Raw genomic sequence first — 19,828 nt, 5'->3', positions numbered from 1 at the left:
CACCTACGGCAGAGCCAGCAGCAGGGAGCAGAATAAGGTAAGAAAGCCCAGAGCCGACCAGTCCCTGGCCGTCACCTGCCACTGATGGGTTGTGCCGTGCAGGCCGTAGCAGCGGGCTTCCATGGCCGAGGCCAGACGGTCGGCGGTCACAAAGGTGCGGCGAAGCAGGGGCATGCCGAGAAAGGTGATGCGGCGCAGCGGATTGCGGCGATTGTCGATACTTCGGGCGCGCAGAGCCAGGTCGAGCTCGGCCGATTGGGTGAGAATGACCGGAATGAAGCGCACCAGCAGGCCGATCATCGTTGCCACCTGCCGATGCGGAATTCCGGGAATCGGCCGCAGAAACCATTCAACGGCGGAGCGGATATGTGACGGTCGGGTGGTAAAGGTGACCAGCAGGGCAAAGAGGGCAATGACCAGGAGCCTGCCGGCGAAAAGCAGACCGATAAAGACACCTTGGCGGGTGGCCGGCAACCAGGAAGATTCGAGAAGCAGATCCCCCGGAGTGGTCAGGGTCCTGGTCAGCAGGACGCAGGCAAGCAGGACCAGATACCACTTCATGCCGAAAAGGCAGCGCAGCGGCGAACATCTGGCCAGGGCTAGTAGAACCAGGGCAGCGAAAAATGCCAGGACCAGGGCTGACATGCCGGCATTTATGGTGACGATACTGACACCAACCAGCCCGGCCAGTTTTATCCGGGCATCAAGGTGATGCAGCAGAGTATCGTTGTGCCGGAAGCCGAAGGCTATCGCAACCATGACTCGACAACCCCTCCCAGTCTGATCGCGGCGGGAAGGCGCACGCCATAGGCCTCGGCCTCGAGCACCACCTGGTGCGGCGGTCCGTCGGCGGCGATCCGGCCGCCCTGCAAAATGATCAGCCGTTCGGCATGGGCCAGAACCTTTTCCAGATCGTGGACACAGACGATAATGGTTGTACCGGCGGTGTGCAGGGCGACGATCTGGGCCAGGATCTGGCGGACACCGTCATAGTCGAGATTGGCAAAGGGTTCATCGAGAACAATCACCTCCGGTTGCATGGCCAGAACCCCGGCGATGGCCAGGCGGCGTTTTTCTCCGCCGGACAACAGATGCGGGCTTCTCTCCGCCATCGCCTCAAGGCCGACGAGGTTCAGGGCGGCGACGACACTCTCGGTAATCTTTTCACGCGGCCAGTTGAGGTTTTCCGGGCCGAAGGCGGCATCGTCGTAGACGGTTTCCCCGACGATCTGACTGTCGGCATCCTGAAAGACCATGCCGACCATCCGCCGGGCACGGAGAAGATCGTCCTCTACCACCACCCCGTCCAGCCGCACCGTCCCGGCCAGGGGCTTGAGCAGGCCGTTGAGATGTTTGAGCAGGGTGCTTTTCCCGGCGCCATTGGCCCCGGCGAGCACAACGAAAGACCCGCGGGCGATGGTCAGGTTGATCTGCTGCAGGCCGATATGGCCATCAGCATAGCTGTGCGACAGTCCGCTGATCTCGATAATGTTCATAAGTCCCTGCCGCGCTTACTTTGCCGACTCAGCCGGCGAAGCAAGCCGACCGCCGCGCCGGGCGATGCCCAGCAGCGGCCGGACACTTTTGACTATGGCGAAGGCGGCGGCTATCTTGATGATATCGCCGATGATAAAGGGATACATGCCGACGGCCAGAGCCTGGCCGAAGCTGATGCCGAGCAGGGTCTTCAGCCAGGTAACGCCGATAACATAGATAAGCAGACCGCCGAGGATCATCGCGACGATTTCCGCCACCGGCTGCTGTCTCGACGATTCGGAGATTTTACCGACCAGCCAGGCAGCGGCAAGGAAACCGAAAAGGTAGCCGCCCCTCGGACCAAACAAATGCCCCAGCCCGCCTCCGCCGCCGGCAAAGACCGGCAATCCGACCGCCCCGGCTAGCAGATAGACGGCAACGGCACCACTGCCCCACCTGCTGCCGAGAAGAAGGGCCGCCACCAGCACAAAGAGATTCTGCAGGACAATGGGCACCGGGCCGATGGGTATCGCCAGATAGCCGCCGACGGCGATCAGTGCGGCCATCAGGGAGGCGATTACCAGTTTATGCAGGTCGAGACTGTCGTTCATGGGATTTTCCTTATGGTACTTTTTTTACTTAGCCAACTGAAGAATTCAGGAGGCGTGAAAACAATCGCCGTAAAAGACGGTTTGGTGTGAACCGTCGGCCAATTCGAGGATCAGGCCGCCGTCCTCGTCCATATCGACGGCCAGCCCTTCACAGCAGTCACGAATGGTGACAATCTTTACCCGTCGCCCCAGGGTGACGGTCTTGGCCTTCCAGTCGGCAATGATTGCCGACCGGGAGAAGACGGCCATCTGTCGTTCAAGACGATCCAGAAAATCGGCGAGCAGCAGGGCGCGATTGACCCGTCGACCGGTCAGCTGCAGCGCGGAAACCGCCGGTTTGTCGACGACCTCCGGCCGGTTGTTCAGGTTGAGACCGATGCCGACGTTGACAAAGGCGATCTGGTCGGCTTCGATCTCCATCTGGGACAAGATACCGGCTATTTTGCAGTCATCGACCAGGACATCGTTTGGCCACTTTACCTGCGCGGCGATGCCGCAGCACTCGGCCAGGGTCTCCACCAGGGCCAGGGCGACGGCGAAATTGACCACCGGGCCCTCCCTTGGGACGAGGGATGGCCGCAGAATGACGGAAAAATACAGGCCCCCCTCCTCCGATTGCCACAGCCGCTGAAGCCGTCCCCGCCCTGTCGTCTGGCGGTCGGCGACAACCACGGTAAATGGTGGACAGCCTTCGCGGGCGAGAAGCGTGGCGCGGTTCATGGTCGAATCCAGTTCCGGGTAATAGTGCATGCGGGACGAACGTTCGCCAAACAACCATGGGAAAGGAACCTCGGGAAGCGATAACAGCCGGTATCCCTTGGGGCCGGCTTCTATCTCGGTGCCGCTCTCTTTCAGCTGACCGATCTGCTTCCAGACCGCCACCCGGGAGACCTGAAGGCGACGACTGATCTCCTCGCCTGACATGGGTTCCGCGGACTCTCGCAGCATGGTCAATATTTTTTCTTTCATCACTCTGTCGGTTTGGTTAACTTTGATCTCGGTGGGAGTTAACCATTTATCCTGACCCCTTGTCAAGAGCAGTTGTGTAGGCGGAAAAAATTCTTTGAAAAACCGATTCCCAGTCAAAAACCGAGGTGATCCTGTTGATTTCTTCTGCAGAAGGGGAGGGTGTTCGGCGGACGCGGTCGGCCATGTTGATAATAGCCCAACCCAGCCTGGTCTGCAATTCTTCCCGATCTGCCGGGTTGGGGCGGTCAATTTCCTGCAGGATGGGCAGTTGGATGAACTCGACCAGATCTTGCGGTGCTCCTCCGAGCAGCTCCCGACACCCGGGCAGGTCGGTGCTTATGATACGACAGCCGGAGGCCAGGGCTTCGAGCAGCACCAGCGGCAGACCCTCAAAAAAGGAAGGCAGGATAAAGATGTGGCTCCGGCCCATCAGTCTGGCCAGTTCGGACTGGCTGATTCTGCCGTGCACGGTTATCGCGGCACCGCCGCTTTTTGCCAGGGCCAAACATTGTGCTGCCTCGCTGCCGGAACCGGATCCGGCAAGGTGCAGATGGAGGTTGTCGCGGGCCAGACCGAGGAAGGTCTGTACCAGCCAGTCCACCCCTTTGGCAAAACTCAGTTTGCCGGCATAGACCAGCTGCACCGGTTCGGGCTTGTCTTTTTTATGGAGAGTGAACATCTTTGCATCATACCCGCCGCCGACAACATCAAGACGATTATCGGCAATGCCGTAGAGCGACTGGATGTTTTCCTTTTGTTCCCGGCTCAGGGCGAGTACCCGGTCGATCTTTTGACAACGGGGCAGCACTTTTTGGCCCAGTTGCGGACATTGTATGAACTGCCGCAGATCCGTGGAATGGCAGGAGGTCACCAGGGGAATATCGGTGATGACCCTGCGGGCAATCGAACTGACCAGCCAGAGATGGTGACTGTGCACGATGTCAGGCGAGAACGCATCGACGGCGCGGTGGATTGTTTCGGCAAAACTCTGTTCATAGCCGGCCAGCTGGTTGACGGTAAGGTCACTGAATCGCGAGCTGGCATAGGGCATGACATCGCTCATGCCGGGGATTTTGAAGGCAAGGTCGCCGACTTCAAAATGGACGAAGCGGCAGAATTGTCGGTCGATGCAGTCCAGTTTGGGCAACCGGTGGCCGGAGATGCCGGCGACAAGAAAATTTTCATGCCCTGCGGCCGCAGCCTGGCGGATGATGTTCTGCACATAAAATCCGCTGCCGGTGCTCTCCGGGTGCTGACTGATTATATGGAGGATTTTCATTTTGCCTAGGTTTTAGCCTGTTGGCGAACTGCTGTTTCTATACAAACCCTGAAACACTGATTTCAAGAGAGGTTCGTCGATTTTTTTCCGAAGTTCTTTTTCGTACTGGTCAGCTGCATCTTCCGGCATTGTAGGTTCTGTCATGTGCTTCCCGTACTTTTCCTGGTCGAAAACGACTTCCTCTGTGTGGTAGCACGAAGCGTCAGGCTGAAAAGTGTCGTACCGATGGCGCAGAAACCACTGGTCAGTTTCGTCATGACTGCCGAGAAAGGTGATGTACAGATGGGTGTCGACCAGAACGGTGACCAGGCGATATCCCCCGCCAAGGTCATATTTGATGCAGTTTTTTATGCGTTGTTCTCCTTTTCTGGTACGCTTGCAGGTGACGGTTTCACTGCGGCAGCCATATTTTCTGATATCGGCTAGGATATCAATATATTTGCCAACAGCCTGTTCCCCTTGTTTACCGGCTTTGCGCAGTCGTTTGATGTCCTTGTCGAGCGTGCGCGAGCTGTGAATATACTGAATCATAAAGAATTCCCTCAGCTGATCGATGGCAGGTTTTCTTGCCGGCCAGGCATGAGATAAACAAGGAAACAATCTGCAAGGTACTAAAATATTCCAGGGTGTCAAATTGATAGATCCTATACCAGAATGCCTAATGATTGTTTTTGACTATAGAGTCGCCGACGAAACCGGTGATGAAACTGGTGATAATAGGCCGGGAAGCACCCGTTCAAAAAAAAATAGACAAAAGAGATCCTTGAACCGGTGGGGTTTTGGCGTTATGTTAAACAGGTAAATTGTTAAACCCTTTGCGAGGTACATCTATGGCCAGGTCAAAATGCCCGACATGTGAATATCATGAGTTTGAAGCTGTTCACGTTACGACAAAAACCGGGCAAAAATTCTGTCTCATCCAGTGTGTTGCCTGTGGGACGGTTGTCGGCGCTCTTGACGATGTGAAAATCACCAATGTCATTAAAAATGCCGAAAAAAAGCTGTCCAAGTTTCTTGAAAATCTCAACCGTAAGGTTGTCACCGTCTGTAACAGAAAAAATACCTGACGTGCAAGGGCATCTTCTTAAGAGAGAGAAAGAGCAGTGGAAGAAGACATTGGTAAGAGACTCGTTCAAGCTATAAAGGACCCCAACAATCTCGACTCACGTGAGAGTATCGCCAAAGCGATGGAACTCACCAAGGCCTATGCGAGCTCAGGGTCGGCGACGCATTTCAGTACGGTGACGAAACTGTTCTATGATCTGTTTGAGATGTTCGAAACAGGTCGCGATCCGCGTGCTAAGTAGGTGGGGGAACGCGTTTCAGGCTTTTTTCAAGACCGTCGAGGCTATCGCACCGGGCAATGATTTTTTTCAGATAGCTGATATTTTTGTCAATGTTTTCCCGGTAGAGGTTTCGATCAACTTTATACCGGTTTCGAAAATGTGTCTGCATTGCTTCGGAGGTGTCGGCAAAGGTGACCGTCAGTCTTTTTAAAATAACATCATGGTAGAATTTTGCCGTATGCGCCATGAGTTCCAGGGCCGAATCGTGTTGGGTTATCCCTCCGGTCTTCTGTTCGTCAAAGAGCAGGGGGAGGCACTCGAGATAGTACCTGTCAGCCATCTGGGCAAGTAAATCGGCTGAACCGATTACCTGCCCGGCCAGGTGAATTTCTGTGCTGTGACAGGCAAAAGTTGTCGGATCACTCTCTAGATCCGTGTAATAAATGATCGTTGCACAGTCCCTGGCAATATCTTCTCCAAAACCCTTGCGGATGACATAGTTCTTTAAAAACAGAACCGATCGTGCTTCGTGATCGGCCATGTAATTGGCAGCGGAAGGCGCCGGATCACCTTTCTCTAGCAACATGCCTGTGTCGTGAAAATAGGCGGCAAGCACTCCCTTGAAAAGTGTTTCGGGTGAGATGTACACATGATTGCCATGCAGCCCGTGGAAGAGACGCATGGCCGCCAAAACGACCATCTGGCTGTGACGCAGGTTGTGGTAGGGCAGGGTGTTCTTCTGGAAATCCGCGGAGGAACCGGAAAACAATGCAATGACGTCGCTGTCCACCTCCTCGATAAGCCCAAGGTCAATAGACGGACAGATTTTTTCTGCAAGAAGGAGAATCTCAGGCAGAGGTGTACCGTTTTGGGTTCCCTCGAATATATCGGTGAGGTTTTTGTTGTCCATGGGGGCTTAATTTGAAATTGTCGTAGAGAAGCAGTTTTGTATATAGTATTGCTGCTTTTCCATAATTACAATACCTTCTGTGAGATTGACAAGTTACCCCGTGACTCTTGTTGACCGGTTTGATGTTATTGCAGGACAAACAACGTGTTACCTAGACTTTATCCATTTTTGTAAGTACAATTCGACTGTGGCCGCAAGAAGAGGCAGGAAAAATCAACCTGACAAAATAATTATGATGCAGACACAATTGCCGGATAAAATCGAAGAAAAGAAGAGTTCTGTTGTCATATTGGTTGTCGATGATGACGAGCTGGTGCGTAAGACACTCAGTATTTTGATCAGCTCTTTCGGCTATCACTGTCTCGTCGCAGGTGACGGTGTCGAGGCGATTGCCGTATTGCAATCGACAGCAGTGGATCTGGTCTTTTCCGATATCGTCATGCCGGGGATGGATGGCCTGGAATTACTGAAGCATATCGCTGAAAATTATAAGGAAACCGATGTCATTATATCTACCGGTTACCATGAAAAAGCAAGTTATTCGGAAGTAATCAAAGCCGGGGCGATTGATTTTATCAAAAAACCTATCGACCAGGCGGAGCTTGAAGCAAAACTGGCCCGAGCCGTTCGCGAACGGTGCATGATGCGCGAGCTGGAACGGTTGTCAATGCAGGATGGCTTGACGTCGATTCTGAACAGACGGGCCTTTGATGAACGTTTTTCTGATGAGGTGGAGCGGGCGCATCGGCAGAATTATCCTTTGATGCTCGCTATTATCGATATTGATAATTTTAAAGAATACAACGATGAGCATGGGCATCAGGAGGGAGATAAGGTTCTTATCAACCTTGCCGAAATTCTCAAAGTATGCACCAGGGAGAGTGTTGATCTGTGCTTCAGGCTTGGCGGAGACGAGTTTGCCGTCCTGCTACCCCAGACTACCGCCACCCAGGGGACGGAGATCGTTCAGCGTATTCTGCTCAGTTTTGTTGAACGGAACTTTGGCACAACCACTCTTTCCATTGGGCTTGTCTCCTGTAAAAGAAATGAGGCGCTGCCCAAAGATCAAGATGAAAGAGCGATTAAAGAGAGGGCGGACCAGGCCATGTATGATGCCAAGAAAAGCGGCAAAAACTGTGTGGTGACCCGGGTCTGACAATAAATGAGTAACCATCATGGCCATGACGGTTACTCATTGATTAGTACAGTTCAGCGCAGTGCATCCTTGTGAAAAGCAAGATCCGGCTGTATCGGATAATTCCCATCAAAACAGGCCAGACAAAAATTCTTTTTCGCCATGCCCGTTGCCTTGACGAGTCCTTCCAGGCTCAGGTAGTGCAGGGAGTCAAGACCGAGATATGCGGCAATATCGTTTATCTGTTTCTGGTTGGCGATCAGCTGTTTGACATCGGGAAAGTCAATGCCGTAGTAACATGCATGCCTGGTCGGAGGACAGCTGACTACCATGTGCACCTCCTGCGCCCCGGCTTCTCGCAGGGCTCGTACTCTGCTCTTGCCGGTTGTGCCCCGAATAATTGAATCTTCGACGATAATTACCCGTTTGCCTTTGAGAAACGACCGGACCGGATTGAGTTTTACCTTGACATTGAAGTCACGCATCGACTGGGTGGGCTGGATAAAGGTCCGGCCGACATAGTGGTTGCGGATCACCCCCATTTCCATTGGGATCCCCGACGCCTGCGAATAGCCGAGAGCCGCATAGTTGCCCGAATCGGGAAAAGGCATAACGAAATCGGCATCAATTTTTGTTTCCTCGGCAAGAATTTCACCCATCCGCTTTCTGGCCTGGTAGACGTTGATGCCGAAAATTTCCGAGTCGGGTCTGGCAAAATAGACCTGTTCAAAAATGCAGAAATGGCTGTCCTGTTTCGGCCATGGAAAAATGGAGGTCATGCCGCTTTCCTGAAAGATAACAATTTCACCAGGCTCGATGTCCCGCACATATTCGGCTTCGATGAGATCAAGGGCGCAGGTCTCCGAGGCGACAACCCAGCCCTTGTTGTCGTCATTACCGCCGTTTTTCAGCTTGCCAAGACACAGCGGCCGAAAACCATCGGGATCACGGACGGCAATCATGGTCTTCTCGGTCATCAGCAGGAGGGAATAGGCGCCTTTAAGGGAGGTAAAGGTGTTTCTCAGGGCAGTCTCGAGACCAAGGTGGGTGGCACGAGCCATAAGATGCAGAACTACCTCGCTGTCCATGGTCGTTTGAAAGATCGATCCCTGTTCTTCGAGGGTGGCACGCAAGGCAATGGAATTGACCAGATTGCCGTTATGGGCAACCGCCAGGGTCGTGCCCTTGTGGGTCACCATCAGGGGTTGGGCGTTGATAATATTCGAGGCCCCGGTGGTCGAATAGCGCACATGGCCAATGGATAGATGACCATCTAATCTCTGCAGGATTTCCTCGGTAAAAATTTCCGGCACAAGGCCCATGTTCTTGTGGATATTGACTTTGTTCCCATCAGATGTGACAATGCCGGCGCTTTCCTGCCCTCGGTGCTGCAGGGCGTAGAGACCGAAATAGGTAAGCTTTGCTGAGTCTTGATGATTAAAAATACCGCATACGCCACATTCGTGGGTAGGGCGGCCGTCGGACGATTTTTTACAATGCTGTTGTGACATTTGGAGAGGCTCCTAAGTTGTGGCCAGGGCGTGGAGAAGCTCGGTCAGACTGACCAGGTCATTGAGGTCGAGCTGTTCGTCCACCGTATGCACCTTATTCATGCCGGTGGCGACGATGGCCGTCGGCAACCCGTAGCCGCAAAAAATATTGGCATCACTGCCGCCGCCGGCGACAATATACTGTACCTTTTTTCCGGCGAGTGCCGTGGCTCTGCGCATCCTTTTGATCACCGGCGTGTCATCGGCGATGGTCAAGGCCGGATAGTCATTGACGATCGTAAAGGTCATCGACGGTCGTTTATCCCCAGTCGCCGGGGTGCTCGGCCAATCGGCCACGGTCCTTTCGAAAGCATCGCGTATTTCTTTGGTATAGACCGCCAGTTTTTCGATGGAATGGCTGCGCACCTCGCCTTGCAAAAGGATCTGTTCCGGCACGATATTGCTGGCTACCCCGCCCTGGATGAGGCCGAAATTGCGGCTCGATTCTTCGTCCAGGCGACCCATGCGCAGCCCGCTCAAGGCGTCTACCGTCAGCGACAGGGCATTTATTCCGGCTTCCGGACAGAGTCCGGCATGGGCGGCCAGGCCCTTTATTTGTATTTCGATTTTGTTGGCGGCCGGGGCTCCGACAATGACATGGTCAATGCCGGAGGAGTCCAGGGCGTAGCCGTATGCGGTCTGCAGTTGCTGGTAATCTAGGTGCTTGGCGCCGAGCAGGCCTACCTCTTCGCAGGTGGTGATAACCACCTCGATCATCGGGTACGGGCTCTTCGTCTCCTGTAAAAGGGCGAGGAGCTCAAGGATGGCGGCAATGCCGCTTTTATCGTCACCGCCGAGGATTGTCTCCCCTTTGCTGGTGAAGATATCGCCGGTTCGCTGCACCTGCACGCCATCGGCTGGGTCAACTGTGTCCATATGACAGGAAAAAAACAGTCCTTCCTGCTCCGGCAGGCTGCCGTTAAAGCGGATGATGAGGTTGCCGCATTCCGAACCGGTTTGGCCGGCGGAACCGTCTTCGATAATGGCATCGGCCCCCAGGGCGGCAAATTTTTCTTTCAGGCAGGCGGCGATTGCCCCTTCTTTTCTTGAGGGACTGCTTGTTTCACACAGTTCGGTAAAGGTAGCGGCGAGGCGCTCCCGGTTTATGGCAATGGTCATTATCGAGCCTCTGGAGTTTTTTCGCTAGGATGTGACTGAAGGAGAACGACGGCGTGACAGCTGATGCCCTCTTTTCTCCCGGTAAAGCCCATCTTTTCGGTGGTGGTTGCTTTGATATTGAGTAATTTTCGATCAATGTGACAGGTTTGTCCAAGCAGATCCCGCATCTGGTCGAGATAGTGCGCTAGGCGGGGGGCCTGGCAGACCAGGGTGATATCGGCGTTGGCGATACGAAAGCCCTGGGCGTCAGCCAGACCAATGACCTGCTCGAGCAGGCAGATGGAATAGATGCCGGCAAATTCCGCCTCGGAATCGGGGAAATGGCGGCCTATATCGCCTAAGCCCAGGGCGCCGAGCAGGGCGTCACAGAGGGCATGGGTGAGTACGTCGGCGTCGGAATGTCCGGCCAGGCCATGACTGTGCGGGACAGTGATACCGCCAAGGACAAGCGCCCGGCCTGCAACAAGGCGGTGAGCATCATAGCCGTGACCGATACGCAGGTCCGGCTGGCGCTGCTGGAGTATTTTTTCAGCCAAGAGCAGGTCCTCCGGACGGGTTATCTTGATATTCGTTTCGGCGCCTGCGACAAGAATGACCGGAATGGCCGCCTTTTCGAGAAGGGATGCCTCATCGGTCACCTCCGCGTCGCCGTTGTGCAGAAAGGCCTGCTCGAGAAGCTCTTTGCGGGCGGCCTGGGGGGTTTGTGCCTGCCAGAGCGAGGTCCTGTCGATGGTGGCGGTGACCCTGCCGGTCGCGTCGCCTCTTTTCAGGGTGTCTTTGACCGGCACGGCGGCGATGGCCGCACCACTTTCCAGGGCGGCAAGATAGCATCGGTCGATGACTTCGCCACTGACCAGCGGCCTGGCGCCATCGTGGACCAGGACGATGTCCGTGTCATCGGCAACTGTCGAAAGGGCCTTGAGCCCGGCCTGGACCGAGTCCTGGCGTCTGCTTCCACCGGCCACGATTATCAGGTGCGGCACATTGACGGCAAAGCGGTCAAACAGGGTGCGGGTCGCTGCTATCCAGTCGGCGGGGACAACCACGACTATGCGCTTGATGTGGCTGTTGTTGAGAAAAGCCCGCACGGTACGGACGAGAATCGGTATTCCGGCCAGCAGGTGATACTGCTTCGGATAGTCGATCTGCATCCTGGTCCCGAAGCCGGCGGCGGGAATTATGGCAGCAGCTGAGGGTGTCATAGGAAAAGAAAAAGGAGCGGGTTATAAGCCGAATTCTGTACCCCTAAAGAGGCCATGATCATTTCACTGGGATGTTGATCACTCAACACCTCTTGCAACCTACCCGGAGATCTCGGACGGGCCGCCCTCAAACATCTCCCTATTTGGTCTTGCTCTGGGTGGGGTTTGCCGTGCCTTCCATGTCACCATGGAAGCGGTGAGCTCTTACCTCGCCGTTTCACCCTTACCTGATCGTATCAGGCGGTCTGTTTTCTGTGGCACTTTCCCCCGGTCACCCGGCGTTCGCGTTACGAACCACCCTGCCCTGTAGAGTTCGGACTTTCCTCTCCGGTCAGAAGACCGGAGCGATCATGCGCCCGCTCCTTTGCAGCTACTGTAGTGGGAAACGCGTAAAAGTCAAAGTGAAAATTGCGGTTAATTTTCTTCTACATTCTCTTCCAGTACCGGTGGCACGTAATAATTCAAGCGTTGACAGGTCGGACAGGCAAAGATCTCTTCGCCTTTCAGCAGCAGATTGAATCGCTGCGGCGGCACGGCCATGAAACATCCCTGACAGACACCATCAACCACATTGATAACCGCCAGGCCGTTGCGGTGTTGACGCAGGGTATCGTATTTACGTAAAAGAGACTTTTTGATCAGACCGGCCTGTTCATTGCGTTTGGCATCTTTTTTCTTTTTGCTCTTGTTGATCGCCTCGATATTGGCCCGCACTTTATCGGTTTCTTCGGTAACCAGCTGCTTTTCGCCTTTGAGCAGATTCTTTTCCTCTTCCATTTGCGCGGTCAGTTTTTCGATGGAATCCATGATGGCCATGATTTTTTCTTCGTTTTCCTTGGCGCTTTTCTTGGCATCCTCGATTTCCTTGAGCAGGGCCGTCTGCTCACGACCGGTCTGCACCTGCATCATTTTCGACTGGCGTTCTCTGACATGATCCATCTTGTCGGCCATCTCAGCTTCGAGCGTGCGGCTTTCTTTTTGTTGCGAGGCGATTTTTTCCTTTAATTCGTTAATTAAGGCCTCTCTCTTCGCCAGAGCGGACATACGTTCGTCAAGTCCGCTCTGTTCCGACTTAATGGCATTGTCGATCTGATCGATTTCCAGGTCAATGGCCTGGAGGGTAACAAGTTGAATTAAGAGTTCGTTCAAAATAGTTCTCCTATGGAAGGTGTTTCTGCTATGGTTGGTATGTATTATCCAGCAAAACGAAGGGGTGATGTTCCTCTGTCGTTTGTAGAATTTTGATTTTCCAGTCTTTTTTGTCACCGGCCTCCTGGAGTTTTTTCACCAGAAGGGTGACGGCGGGTTTTTCCGTGGCGTAGTGCGTGCCGTCGATGATGCAGAAGTTTGTTTCCGCGGCCCAGATAGCCGTACTGTGCTTTATTTCCGCGGACAGGTAGACGTCCGCACCGCGCCGCAGAGCAATCGGCGCCAGCTCGGAACCGCTGCCGCCGCATACGGCGACGCTTTCGATCGTTGTCGGCATTGTTCCGGCCATCTGGACGCTGGGGAGATTCAGCACACGCAAGATCCTGGCCAGAAAATCAGCAGCGGCGAGTGGAGCGGGGTAGGTGCCGATGGTCCCCAGCCCGGTGTCGGTGCCGGCTTCAGCCGATGACGAGACAAGGGGAGAGAGGTTTTCCAGGCCAAGCTGGAGGGCGAGATAATGGCTGACGCCCGCACGGGCACTGTCGAAATTGGTGTGGCAGCCGATGATGGCGATATGGTTGGCAAGGGCTTTTTGCAGCAGTCTGCCGTTCGGTTCGGCAGTATTGATCGTCTGGAGCGGTTTGAAAATGACCGGATGATGGGTAACGATGGTGTTGGCACCCAGGGCTATCGCTTCATCGACCAGGCTGTTGGTCGGGTCGAGTCCGGCGAGTACCGCCGTCACTTGCTGCTCCGGGTCACCGACCAGAAGACCTACATTGTCCCACGCCTCAGCCAGGCTGAAAGGCGCCTCGATATTAAGGCTTTCGAGAATGTCCTTTACTCTTACCGTCATATGGATTGTCTATCGTGCAGCTTTTAAAACAAAAAAGGTACACCCCACTGGGGATGTACCTTTGTATTGATTTCACCCGTTCAGGCGTTTTTAGCCCGAATCGAGATGTATCTTTCAGGGGTGTTATGCTCTCCCCTTTTTCTATGTATGCTCGTGCTTTATTCAAGGAATTCGTTGTTTCTACTCAGAAGCTGCTGTATTAATGGTGGGCGCAGTAGGATTCGAACCTACGACCGATCGGTTATGAGCCGATGGCTCTACCAGCTGAGCTATGCGCCCATAGCTCTCTTTGAGAGATAAAACAATCTATTTAAAATGACCTTGGTGATAATGTCAATGAAAAAACTCAAGCAGGCAAGAAAACTTCTGCAAAAGAAGGGGCATGCCGCACAGAGGAACTCCTGGTCATTTTGTTGCCAAATGTAACAAGATAACTATCCTCTAACGATATGTCGTTGTTTAAACAGATTCAGTGCCGGTGCACGTTTATCAAGAACAGGTGAATGCCTTTGATGTATACTAATCTTCTCCTCTTTCTCGTCGCTATTTTTCTTTTTAGTGTCAGCAGTATCCCCTCCGCCCCGCTTCTGCCTGCATGGCAGGGATTCGTCCTGTTTGTGCTGTTGCTGGCCGGATATGCCAAGCTGGCTGGCAAACTGTTTGGCCGACCGCACGCCAGGCGCTCCGCCGGGTATTTTCAGACGGAAAAGCAGCTGTCGCTTCTTGCCCTGGTTTTTTTCGGCGCAACACTCTATCTCTGCGATTCGAAATACTATCTCTCCCTGCTTTCTTTCGGCAACACCACCCCGGCCCTGGTCAATACGGCCGGGCTTCTGCTGTTTGTCCTCTTTTTAGCGATCATGTGGCGGGCCGGCAAAAAAAATTACGAGGCGATTTTCGGCCGAAAACACAGCACCACCACCTTTATCCTGTCGAATATCAAAGCCAACCTGCCGATTGTCCTGCCCTGGGTCATTCTTTCCGCCCTCTACGATGCGGTGGCCCTGCTGCCCTTCCCTGGGCTGCAGAGAGTGGTCGCTTCGGAGTGGGGCGACCTGTTGTTCTTTGGTTTTTTCCTGCTCTTTGTGCTGCTTTTCTTTCCGCCGCTGGTGCGCCGGCTCTGGGGCTGCGAAAAATTGCCCGATGGCTATCTGAAACAGCATCTGGACGACTTCTGTGCCAAACAGAACTTCAGCGCCGATTTTTATCTCTGGCCGCTTTTCGAGGGACAGATGCTCACCGCCGCGGTAATGGGCATCGTCCCCGGTCTTCGCTATATTCTCCTCACCCCGGCCCTGATCGAGACCATGTCCCTGGCTGAACTCGAAGCGGTCATGGCCCATGAAATAGGTCACGTGAAGAAGTACCATATGCTGCTGTATGTCATGCTTATCGTCGGTTTCAGCCTGCTGGTCGGGCTGCTGGCCGAACCGTTTATCTATCTGTTTCTCTCTTTAGATTTTCTCAACCGACTGATGGCCACGAGCGGTGTCTCGGTGGAGACGGTGCTGGTTCTCGTCGGCGCTGTTCCGCTGCTGGTGTTTATGCTCCTCTATTTCCGGGTTGTCTTCGGCTATTTTATTCGAAACTTTGAAAGGCAGGCCGACCTGTTCAGTCTGCAATCCATCGGCAATGGGCAGGCGCTGGTTTCCGCTTTTGAAAAGATAGCGGCCCTCAGCGGCAATATCCGTGACCAGCCTAACTGGCATCACTTCGGCATAGGCGAACGTATTGACTGTCTCGAACAGGCGGAAAGGGAGCCGGAGCAGATCGAGCGGCATAATCGCAAGGTGCGCTACAGCCTGTTTGCCTATATGGCCATATTGCTTGCGACCATTGTCCTTGTCCGGCAGATCCCCACGGAGGCACTGGCCCAGCGCTACCAGGAAAATTTTGCCGAAGCGGTGCTGCTGCACAAGGTCAAGCAGGAGCCGGAACGGGCACTGTGGCAGCGCCTTATCGGGGATTTGATGCTGACCAGAAAGATGGAAGAAAAAGCCCTGGCGGCCTATGAAAAAGCCTACAGCCTTGAGCCGGTCAACCCGGAAATTATGAACAATCTGGCCTGGCTGCTGCTGACCAGTGAGGATCTCTCGCTGCGAGACCCGATGCAGGCACTGACTCTGGCCAGGGCGGCGGCCACCCTCGAGCCGAAAGGTCACGTACTCGATACCCTGGCGACCGCCTATTGGGCAAACGGCCTAGCTGCAGAGGCGGTGCAGACGGAAAAACAGGCCATTGCCGCCGACCCGGCCCAGAGACGGTTTTATCTGGCACAGATCAATAAATTTCTCAACCAGACCTATGAGCAATCGGTCGAGGAGCAGAAGGCGATGCAACAGGGTGCACAACAGGAATCACAGCAGGAATCTCAACAGGAGTTGAAGTAGATGATGTCTTCACGAACGCGTCCGCCTCTGCATCCACCTCTCCTGGGGGCCCATGAATCGGTTGCCGGCGGTCTGCATCTCGCCTTTGCCCGAATCGAAAGCGTCGGCGGCGAGGCGCTGCAGATATTTACCCGCAACCAGCGCCAGTGGCATCCGGCGGAACTGGCGGCGGAAGAAGTTGAGCTTTTTAAAAGTGCCCATGAAAAGAGCGGTGGCATGCCGGTCGCCTCCCATGCATCGTATCTGGTCAACCTGGCCACCGGTAAAAAGGAGCTGCTGGACAAATCGGTGGACAACCTTGGTCTGGAGCTGACCCGCTGTGCGCAGCTTGGCGTGCCGTATGTCATCCTGCATCCCGGCTCCCATGGCGGTGACGGCGTTGAGCTCGGTCTGAAGAGATTTACCGCAGGATTGGACACAACAATCAAGCACAGCGGCGTTACCACGGTACAGATCCTGGTGGAAACCACTGCCGGGCAGGGTACCGGTCTCGGCAGCAGCTTTGCCGAGCTCGCCTATATCCTCGAGCACTCAAAATTTCCCGAATTGCTCGGGGTCTGTGTCGATACCTGTCATGCGTTTGCTGCAGGATACGAACTGCGCACGGCGGCCGGCTATAAGGAGACAATTGATGCTCTTAACAGTACGGTCGGTCTCGACAAGATCCGTTTTTTTCACCTCAATGATTCAAAAAAAGAGCTGGGCAGCAGGGTCGACCGCCATGAACATATCGGTAAAGGGGCCATCGGCCTGGCCGGTTTCAAGAACCTGCTTAACGATAGGCGTTTTGCCGGCCTGCCGATGACTCTCGAGACTCCGAAAAGTGACAGCCTCGTGGAGGACCGTGAAAACCTTGAGGTCCTCCGTTCGCTTCTGGTTGAGCGCTGAGCTCATTCTCTCAATCTTCTTGCAAAATTATGAACGTCGGGGGACAATGCAGACAAATCTATGTTTTTTGTCTGGAAAGGTATATCAATGAAATTTTTGAACAGTGATGCTCTCCTCGATGTCCTCGTCAAGCTGCAGGTCTTAAGCCCGAAACAGCGGCAGTTTGTCACGCTGGAAAAGGGAAAAATGCGCCAGAAGCTCCTCCGTCAGGCCGGTAAGGAAGGTGAGGTGGACAAGGATTATCCGGATATGGTCGATATCACCGCCGGCTTCAACTTCAAGCTGCCGGGGAGAGAAGGCGGCCTGGTCGATGAAGAACTGATCATGCGGGCGGTGGCGAAAGAGATGAACCTGCCTTTCAAAAAGCTTGATCCTCTTGAACTTGATATGGATGTCGCCACCAAGACCATCCCCCGCAACTTCGCCATCAGGCAGCTTATTCTTCCTTTCAAGATGGTAAATGGCCTGGTCGAGACGGCCATTTACCATCCCGACTGTCAGGCGACGCTTATCGATATCGAACAGGCCAATCAGATCAAGATAAAGCCGTATATCGCCACAAAATCGGATATTAAGCGGATAATCAGTGAGTTTTTTGGATTTCAGAAGTCGATCAGTGCCGCGGAGGATCAGTTTGGCGTTATCCCGGGCGGGAGCAGTTCCATCGACATCGGCAACCTCGAGCGCTACGTCAAGATCTCTTCCTCGAAAGAAATCACCTCCTCCGATCAGCATATCAAGACGGCGGTCAACCACATCTTCCATTACGCCCTGGAACAGCGGGCCAGTGATATCCACATCGAGCCGAAACGCAATGTATCGATGATCCGCTTTCGCATCGATGGCTCGCTGCACACCATCTATAATCTGCCCAAGGCCGTCCATTCGGCCATCGTCGCCCGCATTAAATTTTTATCCCGACTCGATATCGCCGAAAAAAGGCGGCCCCAGGACGGCCGGATTAAAATCGGCGAAAAGAGCGGCAAGGATATCGAGATACGGGTCTCGACCATTCCTGTGTCCTTTGGCGAAAAGGCGGTGCTGCGTATTCTCGATTCCGAATTGATGTTTCAGAAGGTCGAAACCCTGGGATTTTCTAAAAGGGATATGGAGGTGTATAGTTCTTTTATCTCCTCGCCCCACGGCATTATTCTCGTGACGGGGCCGACCGGAAGTGGTAAATCGACGACGCTCTACTCGACGCTGAAGGAAATTTCCACCCCGGAGAAAAATATTGTCACGGTGGAGGATCCGGTGGAGATGGTGCACGAGGAGTTTAATCAGATTGCCGTGCAGCCGCTGATCGATGTGACCTTTACGACGATTTTGCGCAGCATCCTGCGTCAGGATCCGGATATTATCATGATCGGCGAGATCCGTGATCATGAGACGGCGGCCCATGCGGTGCAGGCGGCGATGACCGGGCATCTGGTTTTTTCGACCCTGCATACCAACGATGCGGTGGCCTCCATCGCCAGGCTGAAGGACCTTGGCCTGCAGCCTTTTATGATCGCCACCACCCTGCTCGGCTGTATGGCGCAGCGGCTGGTCAAGACGATCTGTCCCAGCTGTGCCGAAGACTTTGCCATGCCGGGCGAGGAGCTGCTGAAAATGGGCTTTCCCGTGACCGGATCGGGCAATATTGTCCTGCGGCGCGGCAAGGGCTGTCGGGACTGCCGCGGCACCGGATATAAGGGTCGATGTGGTATATTCGAGATATTTCCCATGTCTTCCAAGGTGAAAAAGATGGTCGCCGATGAGGCGCACACCTTAGAAATACGACAGGTTGCAATACGCGAAGGAATGACTACATTACGCGAGGACGCGTGGGATAAGGTTAGGCGCGGGATAACCACCTACGAGGAAGCGCTGCGCGTGACCGCCGCCTGATGGCGGGAAAGAATGAAGAAAAATGAGAGATAACAGCTGATGGCCATCAAGATCGTCGCCAAAAACAAAAAAGCCTTTCACGACTACCATATCGACGCCACCTACGAGGCGGGGATGGTGCTATCCGGGCCGGAAGTGAAATCGCTCCGGGCCGGCAAGGCGAACCTGCGTGACGGCTATGTGAAGATCGATTCCCGTGGCGAGGTGATGCTGCATAATGTGCATATTTCGATGTATTCTTTTGCCACGCAGAACCCGAACGAGCCGCTCCGGGTTCGCAAACTGCTGCTGCATCATCGGGAGATCAAGAAACTAATCGGTAAACTTAATGAGAAAGGCCTTGCCCTGATCCCATTGAAGATATATTTTATAGAGAACGGCAAGGCAAAGGTAGAACTTGGTCTGGCCCGAGGTAAAAGAGAATATGATAAAAGGGCAACCCTCAAAGAACAGCAGAGTAATCGCGAGATTCAGCGAGAGATGCGCCACGACAGGTAAATTAACTTATAAACCAATAGCTTGAATCTGAATAAAAGGGGGCGAAACGGATTCGACGGGGATGTGAAAGCTCATCGTTGCATGCCGAGCTTCTATTTGCTCGTAAAACCGATAGAACATAAATATAATCGCAGACGATTATAACTACGCAGTAGCAGCTTAAACCCTGTCATACTGCCGTTCCACCAGTCTTCGCCCGTAAGGCTGGATTTGGGGCGTCGACTCAACGGGCTGGTCGCCTGAAGGTTGCCTGTCTTTCAGGGGACGAGATCTCACAGACTAGTTCCAGGAAATCTATGTTCCGACTGAGTTCCCGGCACGAAACCTAAAGTACGGAACTAAGCATGTAGATACGGGAGGGGAGCATTTTCGGACGCGGGTTCGACTCCCGCCGCCTCCACCATTTCATAGCCGAAATTATTGAGATTATATCTCTTTGGTTTCGGCTATTTTCTTTCCCTTTTCTTTCCCGGATCGCCACCTTTGCTTTATGATAAATATAGGGCATGGTGGATTTCCTATAGTATCGTAGTCACCGATGGCATGTTAACATTTCGAAACAAAAGAGGATTGGTTGTTACCATCAGCAAACAAGATGTGAAGAGAATAAAGAGACAATG

General features: G+C 53.8%; 19 protein-coding genes, 1 tRNA gene and 2 other RNA genes. 8 read left to right on the top strand and 14 right to left on the bottom strand.

Annotated elements, in window-relative coordinates; genetic code table 11:
* Positions 1-3: 3 nt before the first annotated feature.
* Genes ACYQ8U_RS09080 through ACYQ8U_RS09055 form a run of 6 tightly spaced genes read right to left on the bottom strand, consistent with a single transcriptional unit; the run spans position 4 to position 4,866 of the window.
* On the bottom strand, positions 4-759 hold the full coding sequence (locus ACYQ8U_RS09080) for an energy-coupling factor transporter transmembrane component T family protein (RefSeq protein WP_459945219.1): 756 nt from the start codon (positions 757-759) through the stop codon (positions 4-6).
* Complete coding sequence (locus ACYQ8U_RS09075; RefSeq protein WP_459945218.1) at positions 747-1,496, bottom strand: energy-coupling factor ABC transporter ATP-binding protein; 750 nt, start codon at positions 1,494-1,496, stop codon at positions 747-749. Before ACYQ8U_RS09075 ends, ACYQ8U_RS09080 begins: the two co-directional genes overlap by 13 nt.
* Positions 1,497-1,511: 15 nt before the next feature.
* On the bottom strand, positions 1,512-2,087 hold the full coding sequence (locus ACYQ8U_RS09070; RefSeq protein ID WP_459945217.1) for a biotin transporter BioY: 576 nt from the start codon (positions 2,085-2,087) through the stop codon (positions 1,512-1,514).
* A gap of 45 nt (positions 2,088-2,132) precedes the next feature.
* On the bottom strand, positions 2,133-3,056 hold the full coding sequence (locus ACYQ8U_RS09065) for a biotin--[acetyl-CoA-carboxylase] ligase (protein ID WP_459945216.1): 924 nt from the start codon (positions 3,054-3,056) through the stop codon (positions 2,133-2,135).
* A 46-nt stretch (positions 3,057-3,102) separates the two neighbouring features.
* Positions 3,103-4,335 (bottom strand): glycosyltransferase family 4 protein, encoded by a 1,233-nt coding sequence (locus ACYQ8U_RS09060; protein WP_459945215.1) that lies wholly within the window; start codon positions 4,333-4,335, stop codon positions 3,103-3,105.
* 12 nt (positions 4,336-4,347) lie between these two features.
* Complete coding sequence (locus tag ACYQ8U_RS09055) at positions 4,348-4,866, bottom strand: hypothetical protein (RefSeq protein WP_459945214.1); 519 nt, start codon at positions 4,864-4,866, stop codon at positions 4,348-4,350.
* Between the two features lie 299 nt (positions 4,867-5,165).
* Between ACYQ8U_RS09055 and ACYQ8U_RS09050 the strand changes: the two genes are divergently transcribed.
* A complete protein-coding gene (locus tag ACYQ8U_RS09050; protein ID WP_459945213.1) occupies positions 5,166-5,402 on the top strand; it encodes a hypothetical protein in 237 nt (78 codons plus the stop codon).
* A gap of 36 nt (positions 5,403-5,438) precedes the next feature.
* Entirely contained in the window at positions 5,439-5,642 is a 204-nt protein-coding gene (locus tag ACYQ8U_RS09045; protein WP_459945212.1) for a hypothetical protein, read from the top strand.
* On the opposite strand, the gene ACYQ8U_RS09040 is transcribed toward ACYQ8U_RS09045, so the two are convergent.
* A complete protein-coding gene (locus ACYQ8U_RS09040) occupies positions 5,635-6,531 on the bottom strand; it encodes a hypothetical protein (protein ID WP_459945211.1) in 897 nt (298 codons plus the stop codon). The two genes, ACYQ8U_RS09045 and ACYQ8U_RS09040, sit on opposite strands and share 8 nt — an antisense overlap.
* A 232-nt stretch (positions 6,532-6,763) precedes the next feature.
* On the opposite strand from ACYQ8U_RS09040, the gene ACYQ8U_RS09035 reads away from it, so the two are divergent.
* A complete protein-coding gene (locus ACYQ8U_RS09035; RefSeq protein WP_459945210.1) occupies positions 6,764-7,687 on the top strand; it encodes a GGDEF domain-containing protein in 924 nt (307 codons plus the stop codon).
* A gap of 53 nt (positions 7,688-7,740) precedes the next feature.
* Here ACYQ8U_RS09035 and purF read toward each other — a convergent pair whose 3' ends face one another.
* The 7 genes from purF to ACYQ8U_RS09000 form a co-directional block, all read right to left on the bottom strand.
* Positions 7,741-9,177 (bottom strand): amidophosphoribosyltransferase, encoded by a 1,437-nt coding sequence (gene purF, locus ACYQ8U_RS09030; RefSeq protein WP_459945209.1) that lies wholly within the window; start codon positions 9,175-9,177, stop codon positions 7,741-7,743.
* 12 nt (positions 9,178-9,189) lie between these two features.
* On the bottom strand, positions 9,190-10,335 hold the full coding sequence (locus ACYQ8U_RS09025; protein WP_459945208.1) for a M20/M25/M40 family metallo-hydrolase: 1,146 nt from the start codon (positions 10,333-10,335) through the stop codon (positions 9,190-9,192).
* The gene (gene ispD / locus ACYQ8U_RS09020; RefSeq protein ID WP_459945207.1) at positions 10,335-11,486 is read right to left on the bottom strand and encodes a 2-C-methyl-D-erythritol 4-phosphate cytidylyltransferase; all 1,152 of its coding nucleotides are present in this window, start codon (positions 11,484-11,486) and stop codon (positions 10,335-10,337) included. Before ispD ends, ACYQ8U_RS09025 begins: the two co-directional genes overlap by 1 nt.
* Before the next feature lie 59 nt (positions 11,487-11,545).
* Positions 11,546-11,901, bottom strand: an RNA gene (gene rnpB / locus ACYQ8U_RS09015) — RNase P RNA component class A.
* Positions 11,902-11,951: 50 nt separating this feature from the next.
* Positions 11,952-12,686, bottom strand: coding sequence for a zinc ribbon domain-containing protein (locus ACYQ8U_RS09010; protein WP_459945206.1), 735 nt, complete (start codon positions 12,684-12,686; stop codon positions 11,952-11,954).
* Between the two features lie 28 nt (positions 12,687-12,714).
* Positions 12,715-13,542 carry a Nif3-like dinuclear metal center hexameric protein gene (locus tag ACYQ8U_RS09005; RefSeq protein ID WP_459945205.1) on the bottom strand — a complete coding sequence of 276 codons (828 nt, stop codon included), beginning with the start codon at positions 13,540-13,542 and terminating at the stop codon, positions 12,715-12,717.
* Between the two features lie 203 nt (positions 13,543-13,745).
* Positions 13,746-13,821: transfer RNA gene (locus ACYQ8U_RS09000), tRNA-Ile, on the bottom strand.
* A gap of 233 nt (positions 13,822-14,054) precedes the next feature.
* Between ACYQ8U_RS09000 and ACYQ8U_RS08995 the strand changes: the two genes are divergently transcribed.
* The 5 genes from ACYQ8U_RS08995 to ssrA all read left to right on the top strand — a co-directional run bounded on the left by ACYQ8U_RS08995 (position 14,055) and on the right by ssrA (position 19,611).
* Complete coding sequence (locus ACYQ8U_RS08995) at positions 14,055-15,932, top strand: M48 family metallopeptidase (RefSeq protein ID WP_459945204.1); 1,878 nt, start codon at positions 14,055-14,057, stop codon at positions 15,930-15,932.
* A complete protein-coding gene (locus ACYQ8U_RS08990) occupies positions 15,933-16,820 on the top strand; it encodes a deoxyribonuclease IV (RefSeq protein ID WP_459945203.1) in 888 nt (295 codons plus the stop codon).
* 87 nt (positions 16,821-16,907) lie between these two features.
* On the top strand, positions 16,908-18,710 hold the full coding sequence (locus ACYQ8U_RS08985; RefSeq protein ID WP_459945202.1) for a GspE/PulE family protein: 1,803 nt from the start codon (positions 16,908-16,910) through the stop codon (positions 18,708-18,710).
* A 39-nt stretch (positions 18,711-18,749) separates the two neighbouring features.
* On the top strand, positions 18,750-19,208 hold the full coding sequence (gene smpB, locus ACYQ8U_RS08980; RefSeq protein WP_459945201.1) for an SsrA-binding protein SmpB: 459 nt from the start codon (positions 18,750-18,752) through the stop codon (positions 19,206-19,208).
* Positions 19,209-19,245: 37 nt separating this feature from the next.
* Positions 19,246-19,611, top strand: a transfer-messenger RNA (tmRNA) gene (gene ssrA / locus ACYQ8U_RS08975).
* The last annotated feature ends 217 nt before the right edge of the window (positions 19,612-19,828 follow it).

The organism is Desulfocastanea catecholica (assembly GCF_054657295.1).
Note: the sequence above shows the minus strand (reverse complement) of the source record. Positions and strands in the feature narration are given on the sequence as shown.